Genomic DNA, 22,029 nt, shown 5'->3' on the forward strand with positions numbered 1-22,029 from the left:
CCTGAACCCAGTAGAGGCAATCGCTTCGAGCGCTTTCATGAGTTGGCGAACGCAGCCTCAACGATGAGCCATGGGCGTGGGGCAGGCGAGCAGGACTGGAGGACGTTGAAGTGATCGGAATTAGTCACCGACAGTCCGCTCGACCGAGTCTTCCGGAATTTCCTGCCTGAGCTTTGGCCCCTCGTTCAGCCGTCGACCAAGCGTGGCGACAAAATTATCGTAGCGCGCTCCGGCCTGCGCTCGCGCGGCCTTGGCAGCCGGTTCGGGAAGCGGCGGAGTCGTGTTGAGCCAGAAGCGGATGAACAGCGCCAGCGTCTCGACACCGATTCCGACATCGCGCTCGAGCCGCGCTAGGCGGCGGTCCTGCTGGTCGAGCCGTTTGGCGATCGCCGCTTCCTTCCGCTCGTCCGCATCCGGCGACAGGAAGGATGCGATCGCGGCTTCGGCGATCAGGGACATCGATTGGTCCCGACGCGCGGCATAGGCAGACAAGGCCTGCATGACATCCGGATCGAGATAGACGGAGAGCTGAGCCTTCTTCTTCGCCATGGCCATGCGCGCCTCACATGCCGAGGTCATCGCCCGGATCGAGAGAGGCCTGCCGCGCGAGACCTTGCATGAGGTCGTTCATGCGACCGATCCGCGGCGCCTCCTCCTCCATGTCGTCGGGTTGGTCGAGCGCGAACTCATTCTCGATCGGCGCCTGCTTCTCGACCGTTCCTTGGCTGAGCTCCGGCTGCTTCCGGCGATCGGCGTTCTTCGGATCCTCGTCGTCGGCGTCATCGCCTTCGGCCGCCACCGGCGCCGGAGGGCGAGGAGGCAACGGACGAAAACTCCAATCGTCGGGGCGGCCCTCCTTCGGCCGCGCCGGGACGGGCGGCGCCACGATCCGCTCCTGGAAGCGTCCATCCTCATAGTAGCGGGCCTTCTTCGCCCGGATCGGATGGACACCCGACACCATGACGATCTCGTCGGTGGGCGGGAGCTGCATGACCTCGCCCGGCGTCAGCAGAGGGCGCGCAGTCTCCGAGCGCGACACCATCAGATGCCCGAGCCAAGGCGACAGCCGGCTCCCGGCATAGTTCTTCATCGCCTTCATCTCGGTCGCGGTGCCGAGCGCATCGCTCACCCGCTTGGCGGTCCGCTCGTCATTGGTCGCGAAGCTGACCCGGACATGGCAGTTGTCGAGGATCGAGTTGTTGGGGCCGTAGGCCTTTTCGATCTGGTTCAGCGACTGCGCGATGAGAAAGCTTTTGATCCCGTAGCCCGCCATGAAGGCGAGCGCCGACTCGAAGAAGTCGAGGCGACCGAGCGCCGGGAATTCGTCCAGCATCAGGAGAAGCCGGCGTCGTCCGGCCTTGGCCTGCAGGTCCTCGGTCAGCCGCCGGCCGACCTGATTGAGGATCAGGCGGATCAGCGGCTTGGTCCGGTTGATGTCGGACGGCGGCACGACGAGGTAGAGCGTGGTGGGCCGGTCGCCAGCGACGATGTCGCCGATCCGCCAGTCGCAGCGCCGTGTCACCTCGGCGACCACGGGATCGCGATAGAGGCCGAGGAATGACATCGCCGTGCTCAGCACGCCGGATCGTTCGTTGCCGGATTTGTTCAGCAGCTCCCGCGCGGCCGAGGCGACGACAGGATGGACGCCGGCTTCGCCGAGGTGCGGCGTTCGCATCATGGCGGAGAGCGTCGACTCGATCGGTCGCTTGGGATCCGACAGAAAGGACGCAACGCCGGCGAGTGTCTTGTCCTCCTCGGCGTAGAGAACGTGCAGGATCGCGCCGACCAGTAGGGCGTGGCTGGTCTTCTCCCAGTGGTTTCGCTTCTCCAGGCTGCCTTCGGGGTCGACCAGGATGTCGGCGATGTTCTGGACGTCGCGCACCTCCCACTCGCCGCGCCTGACCTCGAGCAGCGGATTGTAGGCCGAAGACTTCGCATTGGTCGGATCGAACAGCAGCACCCGACCGTGCTGGGCGCGGAAGCCAGCGGTGAGCTGCCAGTTCTCGCCCTTGATGTCGTGGACGATCGCCGAACCTGGCCAGGTCAGCAGTGACGGGATGACGAGGCCCACGCCCTTGCCGCTTCGGGTCGGCGCGAAGCACAGCACATGCTCGGGGCCGTCGTGGCGGAGATAGCTGCGTTGATAGCGGCCGAGCACAACGCCATCGGGACCGAGCAGGCCGGCCTCCTCGATCTCTTGTCGTTGCGCCCATCGTGCGGAGCCGTAGGTCTCGGCATTCTTCGCTTCGCGAGCGCGCCAAACCGACATTCCGATGGCGACGGCCGCGGCGATGATCCCGCCAGATGCCGCGATATAGGCGCCCTCGATGAAGATCGAGGGGGCATAGGCGTCGTAGGCGTACCACCACGAGAAGAAGGCCGGTGGCAGATAGAACGGGAAATGCAAAATCTCGAACCAGGGACGGCCGAGTTCGGGCTGAAAGCCGAGCCGCCAGGCGGTCCATTCCGTCGCGGTCCAGATCGTCAAGAGGACGATCCCGAAGACGGTGATGACCTGGCCCCAGAGTATCTTCGTCGCCGACATGCCGGCCGTCCTTTCGTGATATCTGTGATCAGAGTGTCCGCTCACAGGCCGAGCCCCCGATTGCGGCCGAAGCCCCAATCGACGCCGCCGTCATCGCGGGCGACGCCGGAGACGTGGCGGCCGAGCTGTTTTTCGAGCGAAGGGGTCCAGGGCACGAGCTGAAAGCCGAGGCCGTCGTCGATCATGGCGAACCGGCCGGAGGCGAGCGCGAAGCGCTGACGGTATGATCCGGCGACGTACTCGCCGGAGGTGGCCTGGTTGAAGGTCTGGCCCGTTTCGGCCGCAAGCCGCTCGCCCAAGGCGTCGACTTCCCGACGGCGGAGCGTGCCAATCAGGCCTTGGGAGAAGGTGATGCCCCGCGCCTGGCGCTCGGCCAGCCCCTGCTCGATGAGCTGGTCGGCCCGCCGCTCCAGCGCTTCGCGGACCTCGGCGCCAAAGCCCGTCTGGCTAAGGTCGACCGGATCACGTGAGACCGCTTGGCGGTCGAGCCAAGTCGCGCCGCTGGCCGTCACCTGATCCTCGATGGCGAGGTCCGACCGCACGGCGAGCGCAACGCGGCGACGCCCTTGCGCGTCGTCGAACTTCCTCAGCTCGACGATCGAGCCGGGCGCGCTGTCGCCGGTGGCGTCGAGGTCGGGGAATTTGATGTGGTGGGTGCGACCGTCCACGCCGTCGATGACGGCATAGGCCGTGCCCTTCAGTTCGTCGTCCAGGCCGCGATTCACGAGCCGGCCGATGACGGGCACGTCGAGGCTCTCGCCGGCGAGCACATAGCTCCCGGCCGCGCGCTCGATACCGTGCTCTCGCAAGCCCCGATGAATCCGCTTGATGATGTCGCCGCGCTCGCCGAGTTCGCGGAGCGTGGTCTCGGCCGCCTCGTCCATCGTCCACTGGCCGGCTCCGATCTGATGGGCGAGGCCGAGGCTCTCAAGATGCCGGAGCCGTCCGACCTTGAGTGATTGGAACGGGTCCGGCTCCTGGCCCAAAGAGGGCGCAACGTCGATGACGCCATGTCGGCCGCCGTCACGGATGAGCTGCCGGTCGAGCTGGGTCCAGCGCTCGGCCTCGACCTGACGCTCGAGCGCCTGGTGGATATCGAGGTCGCTACGCAGCCCCAGCTCCCGCGTGACCAGGTCCTGGGCGCGGGCGCGCATCCCTTCCTTGATGTAGTCGCGGGAGATGACGAGGTCCTGGCCGTCCTCGGCCACGCCGCGCACGATGATGTGGACGTGCGGGTGCTGCGTGTTCCAGTGATCGACGGCGACCCAATCGAGCTTGGTGCCGAGGTCCTTCTCCATCTGGCCGACCAGCTCGCGGGCATAACCCTTGAGGTCGGCCATCTCCGGCGCGTCCTCGGGTGAGACGATGAAGCGGAAGTGATGGCGATCCTTCTCGCACCGCCCGGCGAAGGCCTGGGGGTCGGCGTCCTCGGTTTCGGGGCCGAACAGCCGCGCCTTCTCCCCATCCCGGGTGACGCCCTCGCGCCGGAGGTAGCCGAGATGAGCGCCGAGCGGCGCGGAGCGCGCGGTGTGGCGGACGACGCGCGCCTTGACCGTCACCAGGCGCGAGCGGCCGGTGAGCAGATGGTTCGCCCGGACGGCGGCGACACGGCCGCGGCCGAAGGTCGAGCGGCTGGAGCTTCTGAGCAGACCTTGCCGCGATACGCCGCCGCCGGCGCGCTGGGCGGCGGCGAGCGCCTGGGCGATGAACGGCTTGGCGCGCTGACTGCGCGAAGAGCGGATGCGGCCTGGCCGGGGTTGGAAGTCGTTCTCCTCAGCCATCGCCGGCCCCGGCAATGTGCGAAAAACAGAGGATGGGCAATGCGTTGACGGCGCCGCGCACCTTGCGCGCCGGGGCCGCACGTTGCGCGATCAACGAGAAACACAAGCAAAAACAACCGACCGACAGAGCCGCACCTTGCGGCCTTTTATCTGGCCCTCTGTCGGTCGGTTCCTGCGCTCCTCCCCTGATCGCCCTTCCTTCTTTCCGGAAATGCACTGCGCCACGCCTGCCTGCGAAATCGCGCCGAAGTGCATCAATGCAGCCGGTTGAGATGCCGCAGACCGTCACGCCGTGGGGGAAAGCGCGTGCTGATGGTGAAACCGCAGCGGACAAAAGACCGGCGCTCTGCACGATCATCGCTGCGGCCCCGATGCGGAAACCGAGACGAACAGCCCGCCCGATTGCAGTGCGATGGCGGAAAGGTCACGCACGGCGGCGACGGCCGGTGTGTCGTTCGGTTGCTGCTTGGACGCCGGGCGACTGGCGGGTTCAGCGTTTGCCGACCGCGTGATGAACAGCGGCGCCTGCGTCCAGGACGACGGATCGGAGGCCGCCACGAGGACAGGCCCATCGATCTCGCCGTCCCCGACAAAAGGGACGAGCGCCGCAACGTAAGCGACTGTCTCGGCCGGCAACGGACGGTGGCGATCACGATAATCTTCGTAGCGACCAGGCCCGGCATTGTAGGCCGCGAGGAAGCCCGGCGATCCGTAGCGGTCGTGCATCTCGCGCAGGAAGGCAGCGCCCGCCAAGATGTTATCGTGTGGATCGTAGGGATCGCGCCCGAGGCCATAACGAGCGCGCAGCGCCGCCCAGGTCTCGGGCATAAGCTGCATTAGACCCATCGCGCCCTTCGGTGAGATGGCGCGCCGATCGCCGCGACTTTCGATGCGCATGATTGCTCGTATCCACGCCGCCGGAATGGCGAAGCGCTGGGCCGCCTCCGCGATGAGCGACGCATAGGGATCGCTCTGTGCGTGAAGATCAAGGGGCGCCGTCTGAGCGTGGACGGCGACGGCGGGGGCGCCGAACGCCGTTGCCGCGGCGAGCAGGAGAAGCGCGCGCCGCATGCGATCAATCCCGCTCGCCGCGCTTGGGCGGGCGGTTCCAGTTCAGCACCCAGGCCGACTTGTCGTCGCCGGATTGGAAGAGGTTGGCGCGGATCGGCTGGGCCAGCGTCGGATCATCGATGACCAGCGAAACATACTCGCCGGCCTTCTCGCCGGTGCGTTTCCAGCCCGCGCCGATCTCCGGACCTTCTGCATCGCCCATATGGACGCGATAGTCGGGCGCATTCTCGGCATCGGAGGATTCAGCCGGAACGAGAGAAAGATCACGGTAGAAGGTGAGCGTCTGGATACGTCCGCTGAAGCCGGACTTATCGCGAGTGAAGTGACCGATCTGCGCCATGGGAAACCTCCGTGGGTGGCGGGTTGAGAAGCAGGTCAATCGGTGGCGGCGCGCCACACGAAGCGGCCGTCGCCCGTCTCGTCGGTCCACAGCGGGACCGCGCGGGCGACGATCGAAGTGACGGAGAGCGGGCCGAAGTAGCGACCGTCCAGGCTGTCGGGAACGGTCGGGTTCATGAGGAAGACTTCGCCCGCGGTGAGCGTGTGGCAGCCGCTCCAGCGCGGCAGCGGACGGCCGAGATGATCGCGGGGCTTGGCGGTACCGACGTCGACATGGTCGACGGTCACGGCGTCGTTCTCCCGGCACACCGTTTGTCCGGCAACTGCCATGACGTGCTTCAGCAGCGGCACGCCTCTCGGCAGGAAACCGCCATCGGCAAGGTAGCTGGCGATCGGCTCGGGCGGACGCACGGCGACCACCTCAAGCGCGTGGAGCGGGCCGGCCGGCCGCAGCGCGTAGAGCCCCGTCGGCGTGCTGGCCGTGGCGTTCCAGATCAGCCGCGGCGCGGGATGGAAGAACACGAGTGCGCCAGCCGCGAGCATCGCGACGTAGGTCGACATGACGTAGCCGAAGCGGCTCATGGCGCGACCCTCCGGCGTTTCAGCCAGGCCGCATGTTGCGCGCGCGTGTAGGCGTGCGGCTCGTCGCCGACGGCCAGGCGGTTGTGCAGATGACGCCAGTGTTCCGGCGCGGCGTCGGCCGGATCGATGTCGAGGGCCTCGATCGCATCGATCGCCTGCAGCACGCGCTCGACGTTCGCCCATCCATCGACGCGCAAGAGGATCTCGCCGCCGGGCTGCACGAAGGGCAGCGTCTGGTATGGCGCGCCGGCTTCGACCGCGCGCACGATATCCATGCGCGAAACGATCGTGCCGAAGTCATTCGACGCCCAGCGGACGAAGGCGAAGACGCTGCCCGGCTTGAAGCTGGAGATGCTGCGGCGGCGGTCGAGGATTTTCTCCTCGGCGCGGCGGCCGAAGCGCAGCCAGCGCTCGATCTTCTTCTCGATCCAGGTCAGCTCGACATGCGTGAGTGCGATGGCGGCGCGACTGGACGGCGGCGCGGCTTGCCGCGGCGACGGCATGTTATCGCTCATGACGGTTCTCCGGGATCGTCCGGGAATTCGCGCCCGAGGAGATCGCGCAGCATGTCGGCGACGGTGACCCCGCGCCGGAAGGCCGCGACCTTGATGCGGCCGCGTAGCGCCGGCGTGACGTCGATGGTCAGGCGCGCGGTGAACGCCGAGGCGTCATCGGTGCGCCGCGCCGGGACTTCGGGCGCCTTGATCCAGCTCTCGGCGTCTGCTGGCCGCGCCGCAAAGCCGCGTCTGGTGGATCGCTCGCTCATGGCGGGATCCCCGCAACCTCGGCGGCGAGCGCGGCGATCTCGCGAGCGGCGGCGCTCTGCTCGGCCAGCTCGAAGACAAGGCGGCCGGACTGTGCGGCGTCGGCGAAGGCGACGCGTTGGCCGATCGTGCTGACGAGCACCGGCGGATCGTGATCCGCCAGCGTCTCGGCGGTCTCGCGGGCGATCACCGTTCGGGCGCCGCAGCGGTTCAGCACGAAGCGCGCGGCGAGCTGCGGACGGTAGATGCGCGCCTCGCGGAGCAACGCCAGCATCTCGGCCGACGCCCAGCCGTCGAGCGGCGATGGCTGCACAGGGATCAGCACCAGGTCGGCCGCGAGCAATGCCGAGCGCATCAGCCCGGCGACGCGTGGCGGCCCGTCGATGACGACGTGATCGGCGGTGCGGGCGATCTCGGGCGCTTCGCGATGGAGCGTGTCGCGGGCCAGGCCGACGACGCCGAACAGTCGCGAGACGTTCTCGCGGGCGCGCTGTTGCGACCAGTCGAGCGCCGAGCCTTGCGGGTCGGCGTCGACCAGCGTGACGCGCCTGCCGTGCAACGCCCATTCGCCGGCGAGGTGTAGCGCGAGCGTCGTCTTGCCGACGCCGCCCTTCTGATTGAGCAAGGCGACGATCATCGCTCCCCTCCCGGCTTGCGGTTGAGGGGCAGCGATGGCTGTCGTCTGGAGAGTTTGGATCGCTGCTGACCAGCGGTAGCCGGGCTATCCGCATATCGCGCGGGCCAACTACAAGAGTTAGATTCTAAGTTAGCCGGGGTACTGACCAGTGCCCCTTCGCCAGCGGTCTGGCGGTGGCGATGATGCCCTCCTGCGATCCAGGACTGCGGGGCGTGGTGCTCCGTCCGGATCGGCGACGGAGGCGGACCATGGACTTCTATGCGGGACTGGACGTGTCGCTGGAATCGACCAGCGTGTGCGTGGTGAATGCCGAGGGCAAGGTGGTCCGGGAGGGGAAATTGCCCTCCGATCCGGATGCCATCGAGCTGTTCCTGGCCGAATGGGGCGTCCACCTCAAGCGGGTCGGGCTGGAAGCTTTTTCGTTCAGCGCCTGGCTGTTCTCCGCCCTCGACGACAAGGGCCTGCCGGTGTTCTGCATCGAGACCCGCCACACCAAGGCGGCTCTCAACGCCATGCTCAACAAGACCGACCGCAACGACGCGCGCGGTATCGCGCAGCTGATGCGCACCGGCTGGTTCCGGGCGGTCCACGTCAAGTCGCGCGAGGCGCAGGCGCTGCGCGTGCTGCTCGCCGGCCGCAAGGCGCTGCTCGGCAAGGTCATCGACATGGAGAACATGATCCGCGGCGTGATCCGGCCGTTCGGGCTGAAGGTCGGCGAGGTGTCGACGGGCCGGTTCGAGGCGCGCGTGCGCGAGCTGGTCGCCGGCCTCGGCGAACTCGAACAGATCATCGCGCCGCTGCTCGCGGCCCGCGCGGCGATGCGGTTCGAGTTCACGCGGCTGCATCGCATGGCGCTGGCGGCGGCGCGCAACGACAAGGCGGTGCGGCGGATGATGACGGTTCCCGGCGTCGGCGCCATCGTGGCGCTGACCTTCCGCGCCACCGTCGATGATCCCACGCGGTTCAAGAAATCCACGACCGTCGGCGCCCACTTCGGGCTGACGCCGCGCCGCTACCAGTCGGGCGAGACCGATTGGTCGGGCCGCATCTCCAAATGCGGCGACGAGGCGACGCGGGCGATGCTCTACGAGGCGGCGATCGCCATCCTCACGCGTATCCCCAAGAGCTTCAAGCTGCGGCTCTGGGGGCTCCGGCTGATGAAGAAGAAGGGGCTGAAGAAGGCGGCGACCGCGGTGGCGCGGGCGCTCAGCGTGCTCCTGCACAGGATCTGGGTCGACGGCTCGACCTTCCGATACGGCGCCGGCCTGAAGGGCGGCCGGCTCGCTCGCGCCTGATGAGGGGCTGAGCGATCCGACCGCCCCCACCATCGGCGTCACCAGGTTCCGCCACGGCGGAGCGGCGTCTCCCGGGGAGACGGGGATTTGGGCGAGATCGAAACTTGAGTTGCCGGCAGCCTTCGGGAAAAACCGCACGGCGCTTGTTAGCCTGACCGCCTGGTCTCCAGATCCCGGAATGTGGCGGACCCCATGCCGACCACGGACGTTAGCGAGTGCTCCTCGGAGAGACATGCGCCGCACCTCAGCGTGACGAAGTTGGACGGGAACGGCCGCAGCGCGGACAGACGGCGGCGCCCGCGCGTTCCGGCGCGCGGCTGCGTGCGTCATCGCAAGTAAAAGCGGCTTTACGGATCAGTCTGTCGGTGGCAGACTGAAATGGAGAGGCGTTGTCTCCACAGCTTGTTGCTGAACAACAACAAGTTAGAGTCAGTACGTTAGACTCTAAGTTAAGGCCAGGAATCGCTGTTTCTGGCCAAAGGGTTAGCTGCGATTTGGACGCCCGAAGTCCCGATACCCGCACGCCCGAAGTCCCGATAGTCGGAACGCCCGAAGTCTCGACCCCGTCCACAGCGATATCCACAGGTCCTGTGGATAAGCCGGCCGGCAGGATGCGCAGCAGCTCGCGCCGGCCGTTGCGTTCCATGTGCAGGCGGTAGCCGGGCAGCGGTTGGCGCGCCGCGATGCGGCGGAGATCGAAGGCGAAATCGGGGAGTTTGGCGAGGCTGCCGGACTTCTCGTGCAGGTGCGCGACCTCGAACAGCCAGCCCTTGGGCTGGCGACCCGCGTGCTTGCGGGCGACACGATAGAGCCAGCGCTCGATACCGCCGGTCAGGCGGAAATAAGCAGGGTCGATGGCGAGTACGAGCGAGCGGTCGATGACGCCGCGGTAGAACCAGTCCGGGAGCACGAACTCCATGCCCTCGACGCGGCCGTCGCGGGTCGTGCATTCCTCCCACTCGTTGATCCAGGAAAACTGATGGCGGCGCCAATGCTCGCCGTTGCGGATCGTCGTGCGGATGACGGTCGATTGCAGGCGGGCGAGCGCGCCCTTCAGAAGCTTGTAGTCGCGTGCGCCAGTCTGCCGACCGATGGACGTCAGGAGCTGATAGGGCGTGAAGCGCAGGAAGCGCGAGGTCTTGAAGCCCAGGTCTTCGGCCTCGACGATCTGACTGGCCGCCCAGATCAGCACGTCGGCGTCCCAGATGGTCGCCATACCGTGCTCGGGGACGGCATAGACCTCGACGCGAACGTCGCCGGTCTCGTAGAGGATCGGCGCGGTGCGCCTGGTCTTGGCGAGTGAGAAGAACGGCCGCTCCATCAGGTCGCGCTGGTCGCGAGGGCTGGCGTCGCCGGTGGCAACGACGAACGCATCGAGCTTGCTCCGTTCGCTGGCGGTCATGAGGCGGCGCGACGACATCGGAGATTCGCCTCAGCGCTGCGCGTGGCCGGCGGCGCGGGCCTCGACGTAGCGGGGATCCGACGTCGAGCTGCAGGCGGCGTTGTCCGCCCAGGCCTCAAGATCACCGATGGCGTAGACGACGCGGCCGCCGAGCTTGCGAAAGGTCGGGCCGGTGCCGTGGCAGCGATACTTTTCCAGCGTGCGGGCCGAGATGCCGAGAAGGCGTGCCGCCTCGTGAGTGCGGACGTAGTTGGTTGAGAGCTGCGCGGGCTTGGTGAGCATGGGGAGCCTCCGTGTCGGTCGAGGGCGCCGCGTCCGAAGCGCGGCAGATCGGGGCCACGGTGGCGGAGGGATCAGGCGTTGGGGGTGGACGAAGATTTTCGCGGGGGCGTGTCCCCCTTCGCGGAGAAGTTTGGGCGCGGCCCTCCCGGATCGGGATCGGGCGTCGACGATAATGGAGGAGGTGAGTGAGTCAGCCGCCGCGCAGGAGCTTGAGATAGCCGCGGTTCACGAGGGCGATCGAGTCGTGGATCAGCCGGTTCGCGGCGCGCCGAGCATGGGAGTCCTTCCACTCGACGGAAGGAAGACGGGCCTGGGCGGAATGCAGGATGAGGTCAGCGACATCCCGAGGGCCGCCGCCTGTGTTGTGAACGTCGAAGGCATGGAGCAGCTCAACGAGTCGGCGCTTTCGTTGTGCTGTCAGGCGCAGCGCCTGGGGAAGCAGGCCGACGGTCTGACCTTCCAAGCGCCGTAGGAAGCGCGATGCGACCGCGAGCCGGAGATCGGAGGAGGCCGGGTCCGCGGGCACAAGGATCATGGGTCGCTGAGCGGCGTCCTCGTTGCGTAACCGGATGTGCAGTTCGCCGGAGCTATCGACAATGACGACTTCGCGGCCCTCGTCGTCGGCGCAGTCGGCGACGATGGAGCCGAGTTGCGACGGGTGGAGCGGTTTCGGCTGGAAACCGCTGGGCGCGGCATCGAGAATCAAGGTGCCGGGCGAGAGCTCCGGCAGCCACATGACGGGCTCGAGTCCAACCGGCGACGCGGGGTCATGCGCGAAAGCGCAACCCCCATCGCCGAGCGAGACTGACGCGGGCAGTCTCGACGTCGACGGCAGCGCGCGCAATCCGGCGCTCGGTGCGGATGAAGTCGCGGCGGTAGTCAGGGTTGCGGCGTAGAAATTCGGCGGCGAAACCGGGACGTTCGAGGCGGTTCAGGCGATCAATCGTCTCCGGCGAGCGCCAATCCTCAATGGGCATGGCGTTTCCTCTCGTTTTGTCCTCTCTCAAGGAGGGTCGCCACGATCCGGAAAATTTGCTCGCTAAAGTAGTCCCTAAGGTTGCATCACGCTTGACTGCAAGTCGTGACAGCCGGGCCGTCTGCTCACTGCATGCGTGGCTCAAGCAGGTGCCGAAATCCCGCTTCGGTCATCCAGTGGGCGCGTGCCAGATGGCTCTCATGGACCGTTTTGGCACGGGTTAGGTCTTGGGCCGGATCGAGGCCGAAGATCACCTGCACGACCTCGCGCCAGTCGGCGCCTTCCTCTTCGGCCATCAGCAACCGCAAATAGACTGCGAGATGCTGCTCGTCATAGGCATTGACTCGGTCGGTGTGCGGCGGCCGGTCCTCAAACGTCGTTTGAGTCATTGCGATCTACCCCCCAAGAGATCAATGCAATGTGTTAGGCATTCATTTACCGCGAATTTTAGCAAGTTTTGTGTCGTGAATACTTACGCCGCGATGCGTGGGGCGCATCACGTTGCTCTCGGAAATGGCAAACTGAGGCCTCGGCAGCGTCGATGAATAGTACTGCCATGTACGAATCGGAACGATCATTCCTGGAACGATAGTTCCTATATCGGCTCCATCGTCGCCATGGATCTCAAGGAGGTCATGGCGATCAATCTGCGTCGGTTGCGTCATGCGAAAGGGATGACGCAAGAGGAGTTGGCCGAAAGGGCCGGGTTGAGCGCCCGGTACCTCGGAGGGATCGAACGCGCCGACGTCTCGGCGAGTGTGACCGTGCTCGGCCGGATCGCGGAGGCGCTTGAGATTGACGCGACCGAACTGGTGCATGCCGCGCCCTCGAAGAGTGGAAAAGAGCGGCGACAGAACCTCTGACCCCGCAATAACGGCGGTTCAGGTCTCGCGGCGGAAGAATTCGGCAGGGTCCGACTCAAGGACCTCGGCGAGCTTCTCCAGCATGTCGACGGTCGCGGAATGCTGCTCTCGTTCGAGCATCCCGACGTAGTTGCGATTGATGCCCGCACGATCGGCAAGCTCCTCCTGTGACATGCTTTTGGCATGTCTCAGTCTTCGCAGATTCGTGGCGACGATCTCCCGCAAGCTCATGCGGTGAGATCGCCGTGCCACCTAATATACTGCCACCTAGTAAACTAGGTATTCCGTCTATTCAAGGTTGGCGGGCGTCCCTCCGAGCAGAAGGCGATGCCCCGCCCGGACCGACCGGGCGGGGCATTGAAAGCGGGATCAGTCGCTCCGGCGGCCGTTGGGGCGGGACCAGATCAGGCTGTAGCCCTCGCCCTCTTCGTCGTCGAAGAGGTTGGCGAAGATCGGGGCGGTGAAGCTCGGATCGTCGAGCTTGAGGCCCAGATAGTCGCGGCCCTCGTTGGAGCGCTTGGACCAGGCGGCGCCGATTTCCACCCGACCGACATAGACGCGGTGGCTGGGGCTGTTGTCGCCAGTGCGGGCGGCTTCGGGAACGATCCGGACGTTTTTGGCTTGGACCGAGAGGGTGACGATTTCGCCGGTGAACTCGTTCGTGCCGGTCTTCTTGAAGGTGCCGATGGTGGCCATGGTAGTTCTCCTTGATCTCTGTTTCGAGCCCGCACCATTGCGGCCTCGATGGCGATCGGTTGGCCGGAGGCGATCGACGGCGCACCCCGAAAGGGGCTCGACAGCAAAGGAGGGCTTTCTTGTTGCGCGAGGAATGACGGCGCAGCCGGCAGGGGAAGAAAGTTTGACGCCGCTGTTGCGCCATGGGCGATCGAGGCTTCAGCCATCCTTCGGCTAGATCAGCCCATTGAAGAGGCCGTTTGGTGCTCTCGATCTACAGAGATGACATCAAGGAGAACGTGGCGACCGTCGCTCTGGAAACGAGCCGACGCGGGTCTTCGGCGGATAAGGCCCTTCTCCATCCGGGCGACGCTCGGTCGTTCGAAACCAACGCTCTGCGCGAGCCCAGTTTAGCGAATCGCAATGTCAGCCGCGTGGACGTAGCGCGAATATGCTTGGTCGAAGTGCGCCTGTGAGGGCGCTGCCGGTGCCATCGCGGTGACAATCCACACGTACCGTCAGACCCTGCCATCGCCGACGACGAGAATGGGCGCGGCCGAGGCTAGATTCGCGTCCCGCCCTGGCCGCCGGTCGTATCAGGTCCGCGCCATGCCTTGTCCGGCCAGTCCGGGCGTAGCCATTCCCGTGAACCGCAAGAACGCCGTGATGCCGACGGCGATCGCACCGATCACCGCGAAGATCGTCTGCCAGGTAGGAGAGGGCATCGCCATATGCGCGATCCCATAGGTTGCGCTGTATCCGGCGACGACAGCGGGTGCGACGAAAAGCAGGATGATCAGGAGCCGCAGCCAGGTCCATGGCACAAAGCTCAGCGCGAACTGGCCAATACCGAATGTCGCCCCGCCGGCGACCAGGCCGACGAGTATACCTCCCAGCACGCCGGAGCCGGTGTGGAAGGCCCAGACGCCGAGCGTCAAAGCCACAAAGAACGGCAAGGCAAACACAGCAAGGGTAAAGAGCAGCCAGCAGATAAAGCAGATGCCGGCGATGACGAGCAGTGGTCCAAAGATGATCATGGCGGTGTTCTCCGAAAGATAAAGGTCTGACGGTCGCGCCTTCCACCACCACCACGGCGCGATCTCGAATATAGCCGAAAATGGGCAGGAACGGGAGCGGAATTCCCGTGGGAGTTCCGCCGCCCGGCGACATCAAGGGTCAGCCTCTCATCGCTGGAAGGGGTCGAATTCGTGGACGATTGCGGCAGGGTCGCCGTCATATTCAGTGGCGGGCATTGCGCCATATCCGCCCGTTCCGGCTCGGAAAATGACGACGCAGACCATGAGGGTTCGAGCGAGGTTCCAGCCGTTGGCGAATGCGAGGGACTGAGACATTGATCTGGCTCCTGTGCTGAGGCGGGGACCATCCCCGCGCGACAGGCGCCCGATGTGTTCGGCCAGGGGCCGCAATCACCGCGTAGGCGAAGACGAAGCGGCGGCACGCATGGCGTAAGCCGACCCCTTGCGGGTTGATGGCGTCAGGCCCGTGGTCGGACCAAGGATCAGCGCTTCGAGACGTGGGGTGGTCCTTGCGGACAGGAGTCAGGCGGCGTTCCGTCCCTCACCGACGTGTGGGACCGCGGTGGCGTCGCGTGTTGAACGCCCGTGAACAATCGAACACGGCGAGGCGGCGCTTACGCGCCGCCGAACTTCCAGACCGGGATGCCGAGCTTCTTGGCCTTGTCGGCGAGGTTGTCCTGGATGCCGGTTCCGGGGAAGTGCATCACCCCGATCGGCAGCGTCTCCACCATCGCATCGTTGCGCTTGAACGGCGCAGCCTTGGCGTGCTTCGTCCAGTCGGGCTTAAAAGCGATCTGTGGGACCTTGCGGTTGTCGGCCCATTTGGCGGCGATCAGTTCGGCGCCCTTGGGCGATCCGCCGTGGAGCAGCACCATGTCGGGGTGCTTGGTGTGGACCTGATCGAGCTTGGCCCAGATCAGCCGGTGATCGTTGAAATCGAGGCCGCCGGTGAGCGCCACCTTTGGGCCTGCGGGCAGGAGCACTTGGTTGTCGGCACGCTTCTTCGCCGCCAGGAAATCGCGGCTGTCGATGATTGCGGAGGTCAGGTTGCGATGGTTGACCTTCGAACCGTTGCGCGGCCGCCAGGTTGTATGGGTGTGCTGCTCGAAGTGGTCGGCAGCCTGGTCGCGCATCAGCTCGAAGGCGTTGCGGCGTTCGATCAGCGTCTGGCCTTCCGCCGTCAGGCGCTCCAGTTCGACGGACTTAACCTCGCTGCCATCCTGTTCCCGCTGCGAGCATTGCTGCGCCAGCTCGTTGTCGTCGAGTTCGCGTTCGATCCGGTCGACGGCGCGGTGGAAGACGTTCACCGTCGACCAGAGCAGGTCTTCGAGGTCGGGCTCGAGGCGAGTGTCAGACAGCGCCACCGCCAGGGCGTCGAAGATATCGGAGATGCTGCCCGCGAGGATATTCGCTTCGGGGAGCGGCCGAGGATCGGGCTCGTCGTGGAAGGGACGGTAGCCGTAGAGCTGGAGTTCGTGGAGGACATGGTCGGTCGGGGATGAGCTGTGGTGTGGCTCGAAATCGTCGTCGCGGTCGGTGGTCATCGCAGGCTTCCTTGTCGGATCGACCGCGCCCATCGCGGCCTTCATGGCGACGAAGGCGGCGGGCGGTCCGGACCTGCACCCGCAGCGCAGCGAGGGCCGAAGCCTCGGCGGAGGATGGCGAAGGCGGGCGATTTTGCCTCGCGATGGAAAGGCCCGAAGGGCCGCCGGAAAATCGTTGGCCGCAGCCATTGTCGGTCCGGGCCGTTTGCCGCCCGATCGCCCTCTCAGAAGGCCGTGGGGTCGGTCCTCTCCGACATCAGGGGAAGCATGACCGCCGGCTGTCCTGCGACGGCGCTGCCGCGCCGCCCATCACCCGTTCCGGCTATGCCGCCAGCGCCATGAAGCGGGCGACGTCCTGCGCTGCGATCTGCACCCGGCTTGCGGCCCGAAGGGCATCGATCCCGAGCAATCGGATGTCCTCGTTGAAATCGCCGAGCCGTGGCGAGATCACGATCGCCTCGATCCCGGCCTCCTGCGCCCGGTCGATCAACGTCGTCATCGCACCGTTTCCGGCGGGATCGTCGTCGCGGGCGATATAGAGCCGGCGAAGCGTGTCCGGGAACAGGACTGCGGAGAGATGCGCGGCCGAGAGCGCAGCGACCATCGGCATGGTCGGCAAGACGCATCGGAGCGACAGCATCGTCTCGATGCCTTCGCCAGCCGCCATGACTTCACCCGCCACGCCAAAGCGAACGGCGTGACCGAGAAGGTCGCCCATCGCCCGTCGCGGTGTGTCGATCGGCGCCTTGCCGAGCGTCGCGTCGCTGAAGCCGCTGGGATCGAGCCATGTGCGATGCGCCCCGGACTGATGTCCTGCTAGGTCGGTGACGGAAGCGATCATCGCCGGCCAAGTCTCGGTCGGGCTGTCGTTGTCGGGTCGATAGTAGCAACGCGGATGGAAGCGGAGGCTTCCGGTTCCGTGCAAGGCAGTAATGCCGCGATTGCGGAGATACGTTTCTACGAGAGTCCGGGAAATCAGCTGCGACATGCCGAACAGCCGCCGTGACGCCTCCGGCGATCCGGTCGGGGCACTGGGCCTGCGTGCTCGTGATTGATCGGGCTCCGGCTCAGGATGCGGGAGGCTAAGGAAGGATCGCGCCTCGTCGGCGACGTCTTTAAAATCGACCAGACCACAGCTTTCGCGGATGACGTCGAGCAGGTCGCCATGCTCGCCGGTGGCTGCGTCGGTCCATTTGCCCGCCGGCCCTTTCGCCGTGTCCTTGAGACGCACGAACATCGAACGGCCAGCGACGTTACGGGCGTCGCCAACAAGCCAATAGCCGCCTTCACGACGACCGGCGGAGAGGTAATGGCGGCACACGGCCTCGGCCTGCCGGCCGAGGCGTTGTGCGAGATCATGCGCGGTGTTGCTCATGACGGTCCTCGAAAAGAAAAGGCCCGCCACCCGGGGTCCCCACGAAGCCTGCGTCGTGGGGTGGTCCGAGCCGGCGGGCCTCAGTGCAGTCGGCAGCTACTCAGCTGCGATCATGTCCGCGCCGGCATCGTCATTCTGCGCGGCCGGCTCGTCGTCGTCCTCCGGCAGTTTTTCGCTGGACTGCTCTGCGGTTTCCTCGATCGCAGATTCCGGCGCTGGTCCAGCCTCAACTGCGCGGCCCGGCGTCCGGAGCGGCTCGGGCAGCCAGCCGGTGTCGGCCAGGAGCGTCTCCGCCTCGGCCGCCATATCGCCCTTCTTCAGATGCTCGATCCGATCGGCGGCGCGCTGCCCCTTCGCCTGCGAAACCGCCTGAAGGATGCGAGCCTTCGTCACCCGGCCGAGGAAGTTGTCCACGGTCGGCTTCCACCCGGCTGCCGTCATGTCGAGGTCGACCGCCTGCGCTAGTCGGTCGGCGTGAGCGGCGGCACGGGGCCGCCGGTTCCAGGGATCGTACACCGCGTTGACCGAGAGGCTGACGATGTGGGCGAACAGGGCCGCCTGGCTGTCGCGGTCCCATTCCTGCAGCGCGTCCCACAGATCTGCCGATTCCTTGGGAAGTGCCTTTGCCCAGCTCTCGTGCCGCACGCGGATCGCCTCGGCCGATGTGCTGTCGTTCAGCCCCGGCGCCTGCGTCCCGAAGTTGACGCTCTTCAGATCGAGTTCGAGGCAGCTATCCGAGCCGTAGTGGTAGAAGGTCTTCAACGTCAGGACGTGCAGGGCCGCCACGAAGGCGACGTCCGGTCGCTCGCCGAGCGCGTTGCGCAGGCCAAGCGTCCGGTGCGAGGTCAGCTCGGTCATCAGGCGGTCGGAGATGGGCGAGAGACCTTCGTCCTCCTCCGGCTCGGCTTCGAGCTCCGCCGTCACGGCGGCCTCGTCGCCCTCGTAGCTGGCGGCCATGGCGCGTTCGTCCTCGCCGTCCGCGTGCAGCTCGGACGCGGGTTCGGCCGGCAACTCGTCTTCCGGCCGGACATAGCCGCGCTCGACGCGAAGCTGGCCGGCGGCGCCGATGCTGACGAAAGCGCCGGCGCGCGCGATCTCGGTAGCGTCGAACACGACGGGTCGGTTGTCGAAGCCCTCGATCAGCGTCTCCAGTTCCGACAGGCGCTCATCCACTTCATCCGGAAGCTCGTCGGCGTCCTGGTATTCCTCGGACAGCCGGTCAAACTCGGCCTGGAGCGCGTCACGGCTCGCTTCCTCCTCCGCCGACAGCGGCACGGCCTCGCCACGAAGCTGGCGCAGACCGAAGGCATGGCCGTAAGCGAAGTCGGGCGCGACCTCGATCCACTTCCAGCCTTCGGCGGCGATCGCGTCGGCGTTTGCTTTCAGCTTATTGGCTACCATCTGGTCGACCAGCGGGACATCCTGCAGCCAGCCGCCATCGTCGCCCTGGAACAGGTCGCGCAGCACCGTGCCGCCCGCCGCCACATAGGCGTCGAGGCCGATGAACTGCGCCCGCTTGTCGGAGGCGCGGACCGCGCCCTCGGTCAGCATGCGGCGGATGACATAGGGCTGCTTGTCGTAGGAGGCCTTCAGCCGCTCGAAGACCTGCTCCTGGCGCTCATGATCCCCCGAGACGGTGAAGGCCATGAGCTGGTCGAGCGTCATGCCGTCCTCGGCATAGACGTCGAGCAACGCCGACGAGACCGACGCCAGCTTCAGGCGCTGCTTCACCACGTTGACCGAGACGAAGAAGGCGGCAGCAATCTCCTCCTCGGACTGGCCTTTCTCGCGCAGCGCCAGGAAGGCGCGGAACTGGTCGAGCGGGTGCAACGGTGCGCGCTGGACGTTCTCGGCGAGCGAGTCCTCCTCGGCGATGCCGCTGTCGCGGACGATGCACGGCACCGGCGCGGTCTTGGCGAGACGCTTCTGCTTCACCAGCAGCTCCAGCGCCCGGTATCGCCGGCCACCGGCCGGGATCTCGAACATGCCGGTCTCGACGCCGGCCTGGTCGACGACAGCGCGCACGCTGAGGCCCTGCAAGAGACCGCGGCGGGCGATATCGTCGGCCAGTTCCTCGATCGAGACGCCAGCCTTCACGCGCCGGACGTTCGACTGGGAGAGCAAGAGCTTGTTGAAGGGGATGTCGCGCGAGGGCGAAAGGGTGATCTTCTGAACAGGGGTGGCCATCGGGTTGTACTCCGCGACGAGCGCCGAAAGCCTCTCTCTCGGCATCAACTCGTCACGAAGCGCAGCGCCGCCCTCTCACTCTGGAGGGCAGCGCCGCGGAACCGACGACTTCCAATTAGCGCACCTTCGACTCCCAATTAGCCGGCATCGACTGAAAGCCGGAGACACGCCTTTCCGCATCTCCGGCTTTCCGGGGCTCAGGCCGCCCGGTCGAGCAGCTTCTTCGCCCGCGCCTCCAGGTCGAGCCGCGCGTCCTGCTGAGTCTTATCCCGCGCGACCGCGGTGATGCCCTGCACGAAGTCGAAGACGCTCTCGGGCTTGCGGCCTTCCTCGGCCAAGACGGTCTCGATGATCTTTGCCGTCTCGGCCTTGGAGAAGCCGCGCTTGCGCAGGAAGTCGCTGCGGTCCTCGTCGGTGCGGGCGACGATCTTTTCCCGAGCCGCTCTGATGCCATTGACGAACGGGAGCGGCGAGGAATTGGCGAAGCGGGTGAGCGCCGGCGCCGCCTCATGCGCAAAGCGGGAAGCGGCGTATTTCGAGTGGCGGATGGTGATTTCCTCGAAATCCTCGACGCCCCAGAGGTTACGGTTCTGGCAGACGGCGCGGAGATAGAAGCTCGCCATGCCGAGCGTCTTCGCGCCGACCTCGGAATTCCAGCAATAGAAGCCGCGGAAGTAGAGGTCGGGCGAGCCGTCGGGCAGCCGTCCGGCCTCGATCGGGTTCAGATCGTCGACCAGGAAGAGGAAGACGTCGCGATCGGACGCGTAGAGCGTCGTGGTGTCTTGGGTGATGTCGACGCGCGGGTTGTAGATGCCGGTCGACCAGTCGAGGACGCCCGGCACCTTCCAGCGCGTGTCGCCCGTGCCGTTGCCGGCGATGCGCTGCACGGCCGAGACCAGCTCATGATCGAAGATGCGGCCATAGTCGGGCCCGGTGACGGCGCGCAGCTCGACGCGTCCGTCTTCGATCTCGAGTGTCTTCACCTGCTCAGCCCGATGGGAAGTTAGCCCGTATTGCAGGTTGATCCCGGCGAGTGGCGCCGGAAGCTGGCGGAGGTAGGCCGCCGGCGCGCCGACCAGGCCGGCGAGCTGGCCGAAGCTCCAATGGGTGGGCGCGATCGGCGCATCCGAGCCGGGCAGCACCAGCGCCAGGCGCTCGGCATCGTCGCGGCTGGCATCTACCCGGATCGCCGCGCTCTCGACGGTTCGGGTGCGGCTCCGCTCGGTCCGGCCACGAACGGCGGCATAGAGGTCCGACAGCGACAGGTAGCGCTCGTCCGCTGGTCGCGAGAACCATTCCGACGATACCCGGCCGACCCGCTCGCCGCGGCTCACATCCACCTTGAAGCCGCCTGCGCGGTCGCGAGCAGTGTCCAGAATCTCCACATGGGTCATGGCTAGTCTCCGTGACGGGCGCCGGAGGCCTCTCCTCCAACCTTCGACCCGTCACGGCGAAGCCGGTCCGTCCTCTCACTCTAAAAGGGGCGTTGCGGGGATCTCCCCGCAGAAGGGGATGCGTCGGCGACCGCGGCGCCGAACAGGGGGAAGGCTTTCCCCTCCAGTGATCCGTCATCCCATATCGGCGAGTTTCCGGCTTCCAGGTGAGCGGTCAGCCTCAATTTATCGAGTTGCCAGGGGCTCCAGACGATCCATCGCCTCCAGGCGTTCGGGCATGTCGAGCAGCTTGAGCGCGGCGGCAGTCAGCGCTTCAGCGATCGTTGGATAGGTTTCGGCCGAGCTGATCGAAACGCCGTCGCCCGGGAAGGTCACCGTTGCTTGGAAGCCATTGCCTTTGGGCGTGGCGGAGAGGGTGATCGTCGGCATGTGGGGCCTCCACCTATCTCGTTCCTCGGCGCCAGACTTGGCGAAGGAGGCCCGCAACCTTAGCGCAATCCTCGGATCTGAGACAGCGTTGGCCAAGCTGCCCAGGCCCCCGGGTGCGGCTGGTCCCCGCGACTCTCCAATTTCCGGAGCCTTCGGTGTCGCGGACATCAGGTTGCAGATTGTCAGAAAACCGCTCATGTTTCTAACAGAAGAAGGGCCATGTCACGTCTGAGCGAACAGATTCTGGCGTATGCGGAGAGGCAGTCCGAAGGGGCGCCCATATCTGCTAAGAGCTTGCTCCACCTCGGCAATCGCGCCGCAGTGGACCAGGCTTTGTCGCGTCTGGCCGAGCGCGGGCAGCTCATCCGCGCCGGGCGCGGCGTCTACCTCCGTCCGATCACGTCCCGGTTCGGAACGCGAGCGCCTTCCGTCGAACAGGCTGTGGAGGCACTCGCCGCCCAGCGGGGCGAGGTCATTGTCTCGAATGGAGCGGCGGCGGCCAACGCCCTTGGCCTGACGACGCAGGTGCCGGTTCGGTCGGTCTATCTGACTTCGGGGCGCAGTCGGAAGATGAGCCTCGGCAAGCAGGTCGTGGAACTGCGCCACGCGCCACGCTGGCAGTTGACCTTGGGGAGCCGGCCGGCGGGGGAAGCGGTGCGCGCACTTGCGTGGCTCGGCCCCGACAACGCCGAAGAGGCGCTGAAGGCCTTGAAGCGGAAGATGCCGCCAGGCGTCTTCGGCGAGCTAGTGGCCGCCGCGCCGCAGCTTCCGACGTGGCTCGCGCGGAGCGTAGGGAAGGCCGCCTATGGCTGACGCCTTTCTCTCCCTGCCGGTCGAGGACCGCCGTGAGG

The 22,029-nt window shown here is 66.3% G+C and carries 27 protein-coding genes; 3 read left to right on the forward strand and 24 right to left on the reverse strand.

What is annotated here, in order from left to right; translation table 11 throughout:
* Window positions 1-120 precede the first annotated feature (120 nt).
* The 10 genes from VRZ77_RS09085 to parA are packed head-to-tail and all read right to left on the reverse strand — an operon-like array spanning window position 121 to window position 7,719.
* Window positions 121-555, reverse strand: coding sequence for a CopG family transcriptional regulator (locus VRZ77_RS09085; RefSeq protein ID WP_414592337.1), 435 nt, complete (start codon window positions 553-555; stop codon window positions 121-123).
* 7 nt (window positions 556-562) lie between these two features.
* Entirely contained in the window at window positions 563-2,545 is a 1,983-nt protein-coding gene (locus tag VRZ77_RS09090; protein ID WP_414592338.1) for a conjugal transfer protein TraG, read from the reverse strand.
* Between the two features lie 41 nt (window positions 2,546-2,586).
* Complete coding sequence (locus VRZ77_RS09095) at window positions 2,587-4,326, reverse strand: relaxase/mobilization nuclease domain-containing protein (RefSeq protein WP_414592339.1); 1,740 nt, start codon at window positions 4,324-4,326, stop codon at window positions 2,587-2,589.
* Window positions 4,319-4,684: a hypothetical protein gene (locus VRZ77_RS09100; RefSeq protein WP_414592340.1), complete on the reverse strand. Its 366-nt coding sequence runs from the start codon at window positions 4,682-4,684 to the stop codon at window positions 4,319-4,321. Before VRZ77_RS09100 ends, VRZ77_RS09095 begins: the two co-directional genes overlap by 8 nt.
* Complete coding sequence (locus tag VRZ77_RS09105; RefSeq protein ID WP_414592341.1) at window positions 4,681-5,397, reverse strand: lytic transglycosylase domain-containing protein; 717 nt, start codon at window positions 5,395-5,397, stop codon at window positions 4,681-4,683. The genes VRZ77_RS09100 and VRZ77_RS09105 overlap by 4 nt, the downstream gene beginning before the upstream one ends.
* Before the next feature lie 4 nt (window positions 5,398-5,401).
* Window positions 5,402-5,737 carry a DUF736 domain-containing protein gene (locus VRZ77_RS09110; RefSeq protein ID WP_414592342.1) on the reverse strand — a complete coding sequence of 112 codons (336 nt, stop codon included), beginning with the start codon at window positions 5,735-5,737 and terminating at the stop codon, window positions 5,402-5,404.
* A 35-nt stretch (window positions 5,738-5,772) separates the two neighbouring features.
* Entirely contained in the window at window positions 5,773-6,318 is a 546-nt protein-coding gene (locus VRZ77_RS09115) for a S26 family signal peptidase (RefSeq protein WP_414592343.1), read from the reverse strand.
* Window positions 6,315-6,833 (reverse strand): DUF2840 domain-containing protein, encoded by a 519-nt coding sequence (locus VRZ77_RS09120; RefSeq protein WP_414592344.1) that lies wholly within the window; start codon window positions 6,831-6,833, stop codon window positions 6,315-6,317. Before VRZ77_RS09120 ends, VRZ77_RS09115 begins: the two co-directional genes overlap by 4 nt.
* Window positions 6,830-7,084, reverse strand: coding sequence for a hypothetical protein (locus VRZ77_RS09125; protein ID WP_414592345.1), 255 nt, complete (start codon window positions 7,082-7,084; stop codon window positions 6,830-6,832). The genes VRZ77_RS09120 and VRZ77_RS09125 overlap by 4 nt, the downstream gene beginning before the upstream one ends.
* On the reverse strand, window positions 7,081-7,719 hold the full coding sequence (gene parA / locus VRZ77_RS09130) for a ParA family partition ATPase (RefSeq protein ID WP_414592346.1): 639 nt from the start codon (window positions 7,717-7,719) through the stop codon (window positions 7,081-7,083). The genes VRZ77_RS09125 and parA overlap by 4 nt, the downstream gene beginning before the upstream one ends.
* A gap of 248 nt (window positions 7,720-7,967) precedes the next feature.
* On the opposite strand from parA, the gene VRZ77_RS09135 reads away from it, so the two are divergent.
* Window positions 7,968-9,014, forward strand: coding sequence for an IS110 family transposase (locus VRZ77_RS09135; protein WP_234054268.1), 1,047 nt, complete (start codon window positions 7,968-7,970; stop codon window positions 9,012-9,014).
* 244 nt (window positions 9,015-9,258) lie between these two features.
* Here VRZ77_RS09135 and VRZ77_RS09140 read toward each other — a convergent pair whose 3' ends face one another.
* From VRZ77_RS09140 to VRZ77_RS09160, 5 genes are all read right to left on the reverse strand, one after another.
* Entirely contained in the window at window positions 9,259-10,434 is a 1,176-nt protein-coding gene (locus VRZ77_RS09140; protein ID WP_414592347.1) for a replication initiator protein A, read from the reverse strand.
* A 12-nt stretch (window positions 10,435-10,446) separates the two neighbouring features.
* The gene (locus tag VRZ77_RS09145; protein WP_414592348.1) at window positions 10,447-10,698 is read right to left on the reverse strand and encodes a helix-turn-helix transcriptional regulator; all 252 of its coding nucleotides are present in this window, start codon (window positions 10,696-10,698) and stop codon (window positions 10,447-10,449) included.
* 190 nt (window positions 10,699-10,888) lie between these two features.
* Window positions 10,889-11,434: a DUF2285 domain-containing protein gene (locus tag VRZ77_RS09150; RefSeq protein ID WP_414592349.1), complete on the reverse strand. Its 546-nt coding sequence runs from the start codon at window positions 11,432-11,434 to the stop codon at window positions 10,889-10,891.
* 31 nt (window positions 11,435-11,465) lie between these two features.
* Window positions 11,466-11,675: a transcriptional regulator domain-containing protein gene (locus tag VRZ77_RS09155; protein ID WP_414592350.1), complete on the reverse strand. Its 210-nt coding sequence runs from the start codon at window positions 11,673-11,675 to the stop codon at window positions 11,466-11,468.
* Window positions 11,676-11,799: 124 nt separating this feature from the next.
* Window positions 11,800-12,063: a DUF2285 domain-containing protein gene (locus VRZ77_RS09160; protein WP_414592351.1), complete on the reverse strand. Its 264-nt coding sequence runs from the start codon at window positions 12,061-12,063 to the stop codon at window positions 11,800-11,802.
* 228 nt (window positions 12,064-12,291) lie between these two features.
* Between VRZ77_RS09160 and VRZ77_RS09165 the strand changes: the two genes are divergently transcribed.
* Entirely contained in the window at window positions 12,292-12,537 is a 246-nt protein-coding gene (locus tag VRZ77_RS09165) for a helix-turn-helix domain-containing protein (protein ID WP_414592352.1), read from the forward strand.
* Window positions 12,538-12,555: 18 nt separating this feature from the next.
* Here the strand turns inward: VRZ77_RS09165 and VRZ77_RS09170 are convergent, their stop codons facing one another.
* The 9 genes from VRZ77_RS09170 to VRZ77_RS09210 form a co-directional block, all read right to left on the reverse strand.
* On the reverse strand, window positions 12,556-12,768 hold the full coding sequence (locus VRZ77_RS09170; protein WP_394071327.1) for a helix-turn-helix domain-containing protein: 213 nt from the start codon (window positions 12,766-12,768) through the stop codon (window positions 12,556-12,558).
* Window positions 12,769-12,906: 138 nt separating this feature from the next.
* Entirely contained in the window at window positions 12,907-13,233 is a 327-nt protein-coding gene (locus VRZ77_RS09175; protein WP_040843650.1) for a DUF736 domain-containing protein, read from the reverse strand.
* Window positions 13,234-13,808: 575 nt separating this feature from the next.
* The gene (locus VRZ77_RS09180) at window positions 13,809-14,249 is read right to left on the reverse strand and encodes a hypothetical protein (protein ID WP_414592353.1); all 441 of its coding nucleotides are present in this window, start codon (window positions 14,247-14,249) and stop codon (window positions 13,809-13,811) included.
* A gap of 147 nt (window positions 14,250-14,396) precedes the next feature.
* Window positions 14,397-14,564, reverse strand: a complete 168-nt coding sequence (locus VRZ77_RS09185) for a hypothetical protein (protein WP_414592354.1) — start codon at window positions 14,562-14,564, stop codon at window positions 14,397-14,399.
* A gap of 299 nt (window positions 14,565-14,863) precedes the next feature.
* The gene (locus VRZ77_RS09190; protein ID WP_414592355.1) at window positions 14,864-15,793 is read right to left on the reverse strand and encodes a DUF2493 domain-containing protein; all 930 of its coding nucleotides are present in this window, start codon (window positions 15,791-15,793) and stop codon (window positions 14,864-14,866) included.
* Between the two features lie 322 nt (window positions 15,794-16,115).
* Window positions 16,116-17,168 (reverse strand): toprim domain-containing protein, encoded by a 1,053-nt coding sequence (locus VRZ77_RS09195; protein ID WP_414592356.1) that lies wholly within the window; start codon window positions 17,166-17,168, stop codon window positions 16,116-16,118.
* A gap of 96 nt (window positions 17,169-17,264) precedes the next feature.
* Window positions 17,265-19,355, reverse strand: coding sequence for a ParB/RepB/Spo0J family partition protein (locus VRZ77_RS09200; RefSeq protein WP_414592357.1), 2,091 nt, complete (start codon window positions 19,353-19,355; stop codon window positions 17,265-17,267).
* Between the two features lie 197 nt (window positions 19,356-19,552).
* Entirely contained in the window at window positions 19,553-20,749 is a 1,197-nt protein-coding gene (locus VRZ77_RS09205) for a DUF932 domain-containing protein (protein ID WP_414592358.1), read from the reverse strand.
* Between the two features lie 225 nt (window positions 20,750-20,974).
* Window positions 20,975-21,178, reverse strand: coding sequence for a hypothetical protein (locus VRZ77_RS09210; RefSeq protein WP_414592359.1), 204 nt, complete (start codon window positions 21,176-21,178; stop codon window positions 20,975-20,977).
* A 219-nt stretch (window positions 21,179-21,397) separates the two neighbouring features.
* On the opposite strand from VRZ77_RS09210, the gene VRZ77_RS09215 reads away from it, so the two are divergent.
* Window positions 21,398-21,991 carry a DUF6088 family protein gene (locus tag VRZ77_RS09215; protein WP_414592360.1) on the forward strand — a complete coding sequence of 198 codons (594 nt, stop codon included), beginning with the start codon at window positions 21,398-21,400 and terminating at the stop codon, window positions 21,989-21,991.
* Window positions 21,992-22,029 lie beyond the last annotated feature (38 nt).

Source organism: Ancylobacter sp. G4_0304, assembly GCF_047501495.1.
Taxonomy (GTDB): domain Bacteria; phylum Pseudomonadota; class Alphaproteobacteria; order Rhizobiales; family Xanthobacteraceae; genus Ancylobacter.

Coding starts and splice junctions, on each gene's coding strand:
- VRZ77_RS09135 (WP_234054268.1), top strand. CDS start 7,968: ATGGACTTCTATGCGGGACTGGACGTGTCGCTGGAATCGACCAGCGTG.
- VRZ77_RS09185 (WP_414592354.1), bottom strand. CDS start 14,564: ATGTCTCAGTCCCTCGCATTCGCCAACGGCTGGAACCTCGCTCGAACC.
- VRZ77_RS09215 (WP_414592360.1), top strand. CDS start 21,398: ATGTCACGTCTGAGCGAACAGATTCTGGCGTATGCGGAGAGGCAGTCC.
- VRZ77_RS09105 (WP_414592341.1), bottom strand. CDS start 5,397: ATGCGGCGCGCGCTTCTCCTGCTCGCCGCGGCAACGGCGTTCGGCGCC.
- VRZ77_RS09195 (WP_414592356.1), bottom strand. CDS start 17,168: ATGAGCAACACCGCGCATGATCTCGCACAACGCCTCGGCCGGCAGGCC.
- VRZ77_RS09095 (WP_414592339.1), bottom strand. CDS start 4,326: ATGGCTGAGGAGAACGACTTCCAACCCCGGCCAGGCCGCATCCGCTCT.
- VRZ77_RS09100 (WP_414592340.1), bottom strand. CDS start 4,684: ATGATCGTGCAGAGCGCCGGTCTTTTGTCCGCTGCGGTTTCACCATCA.
- VRZ77_RS09165 (WP_414592352.1), top strand. CDS start 12,292: ATGGATCTCAAGGAGGTCATGGCGATCAATCTGCGTCGGTTGCGTCAT.
- VRZ77_RS09120 (WP_414592344.1), bottom strand. CDS start 6,833: ATGAGCGATAACATGCCGTCGCCGCGGCAAGCCGCGCCGCCGTCCAGT.
- VRZ77_RS09090 (WP_414592338.1), bottom strand. CDS start 2,545: ATGTCGGCGACGAAGATACTCTGGGGCCAGGTCATCACCGTCTTCGGG.
- VRZ77_RS09140 (WP_414592347.1), bottom strand. CDS start 10,434: ATGTCGTCGCGCCGCCTCATGACCGCCAGCGAACGGAGCAAGCTCGAT.
- VRZ77_RS09200 (WP_414592357.1), bottom strand. CDS start 19,355: ATGGCCACCCCTGTTCAGAAGATCACCCTTTCGCCCTCGCGCGACATC.
- VRZ77_RS09110 (WP_414592342.1), bottom strand. CDS start 5,737: ATGGCGCAGATCGGTCACTTCACTCGCGATAAGTCCGGCTTCAGCGGA.
- VRZ77_RS09125 (WP_414592345.1), bottom strand. CDS start 7,084: ATGAGCGAGCGATCCACCAGACGCGGCTTTGCGGCGCGGCCAGCAGAC.
- VRZ77_RS09180 (WP_414592353.1), bottom strand. CDS start 14,249: ATGATCATCTTTGGACCACTGCTCGTCATCGCCGGCATCTGCTTTATC.
- VRZ77_RS09205 (WP_414592358.1), bottom strand. CDS start 20,749: ATGACCCATGTGGAGATTCTGGACACTGCTCGCGACCGCGCAGGCGGC.
- VRZ77_RS09155 (WP_414592350.1), bottom strand. CDS start 11,675: ATGCCCATTGAGGATTGGCGCTCGCCGGAGACGATTGATCGCCTGAAC.
- VRZ77_RS09210 (WP_414592359.1), bottom strand. CDS start 21,178: ATGCCGACGATCACCCTCTCCGCCACGCCCAAAGGCAATGGCTTCCAA.
- parA (WP_414592346.1), bottom strand. CDS start 7,719: ATGATCGTCGCCTTGCTCAATCAGAAGGGCGGCGTCGGCAAGACGACG.
- VRZ77_RS09160 (WP_414592351.1), bottom strand. CDS start 12,063: ATGACTCAAACGACGTTTGAGGACCGGCCGCCGCACACCGACCGAGTC.
- VRZ77_RS09150 (WP_414592349.1), bottom strand. CDS start 11,434: ATGTGGCTGCCGGAGCTCTCGCCCGGCACCTTGATTCTCGATGCCGCG.
- VRZ77_RS09145 (WP_414592348.1), bottom strand. CDS start 10,698: ATGCTCACCAAGCCCGCGCAGCTCTCAACCAACTACGTCCGCACTCAC.
- VRZ77_RS09170 (WP_394071327.1), bottom strand. CDS start 12,768: ATGAGCTTGCGGGAGATCGTCGCCACGAATCTGCGAAGACTGAGACAT.
- VRZ77_RS09085 (WP_414592337.1), bottom strand. CDS start 555: ATGGCCATGGCGAAGAAGAAGGCTCAGCTCTCCGTCTATCTCGATCCG.
- VRZ77_RS09115 (WP_414592343.1), bottom strand. CDS start 6,318: ATGAGCCGCTTCGGCTACGTCATGTCGACCTACGTCGCGATGCTCGCG.
- VRZ77_RS09190 (WP_414592355.1), bottom strand. CDS start 15,793: ATGACCACCGACCGCGACGACGATTTCGAGCCACACCACAGCTCATCC.
- VRZ77_RS09175 (WP_040843650.1), bottom strand. CDS start 13,233: ATGGCCACCATCGGCACCTTCAAGAAGACCGGCACGAACGAGTTCACC.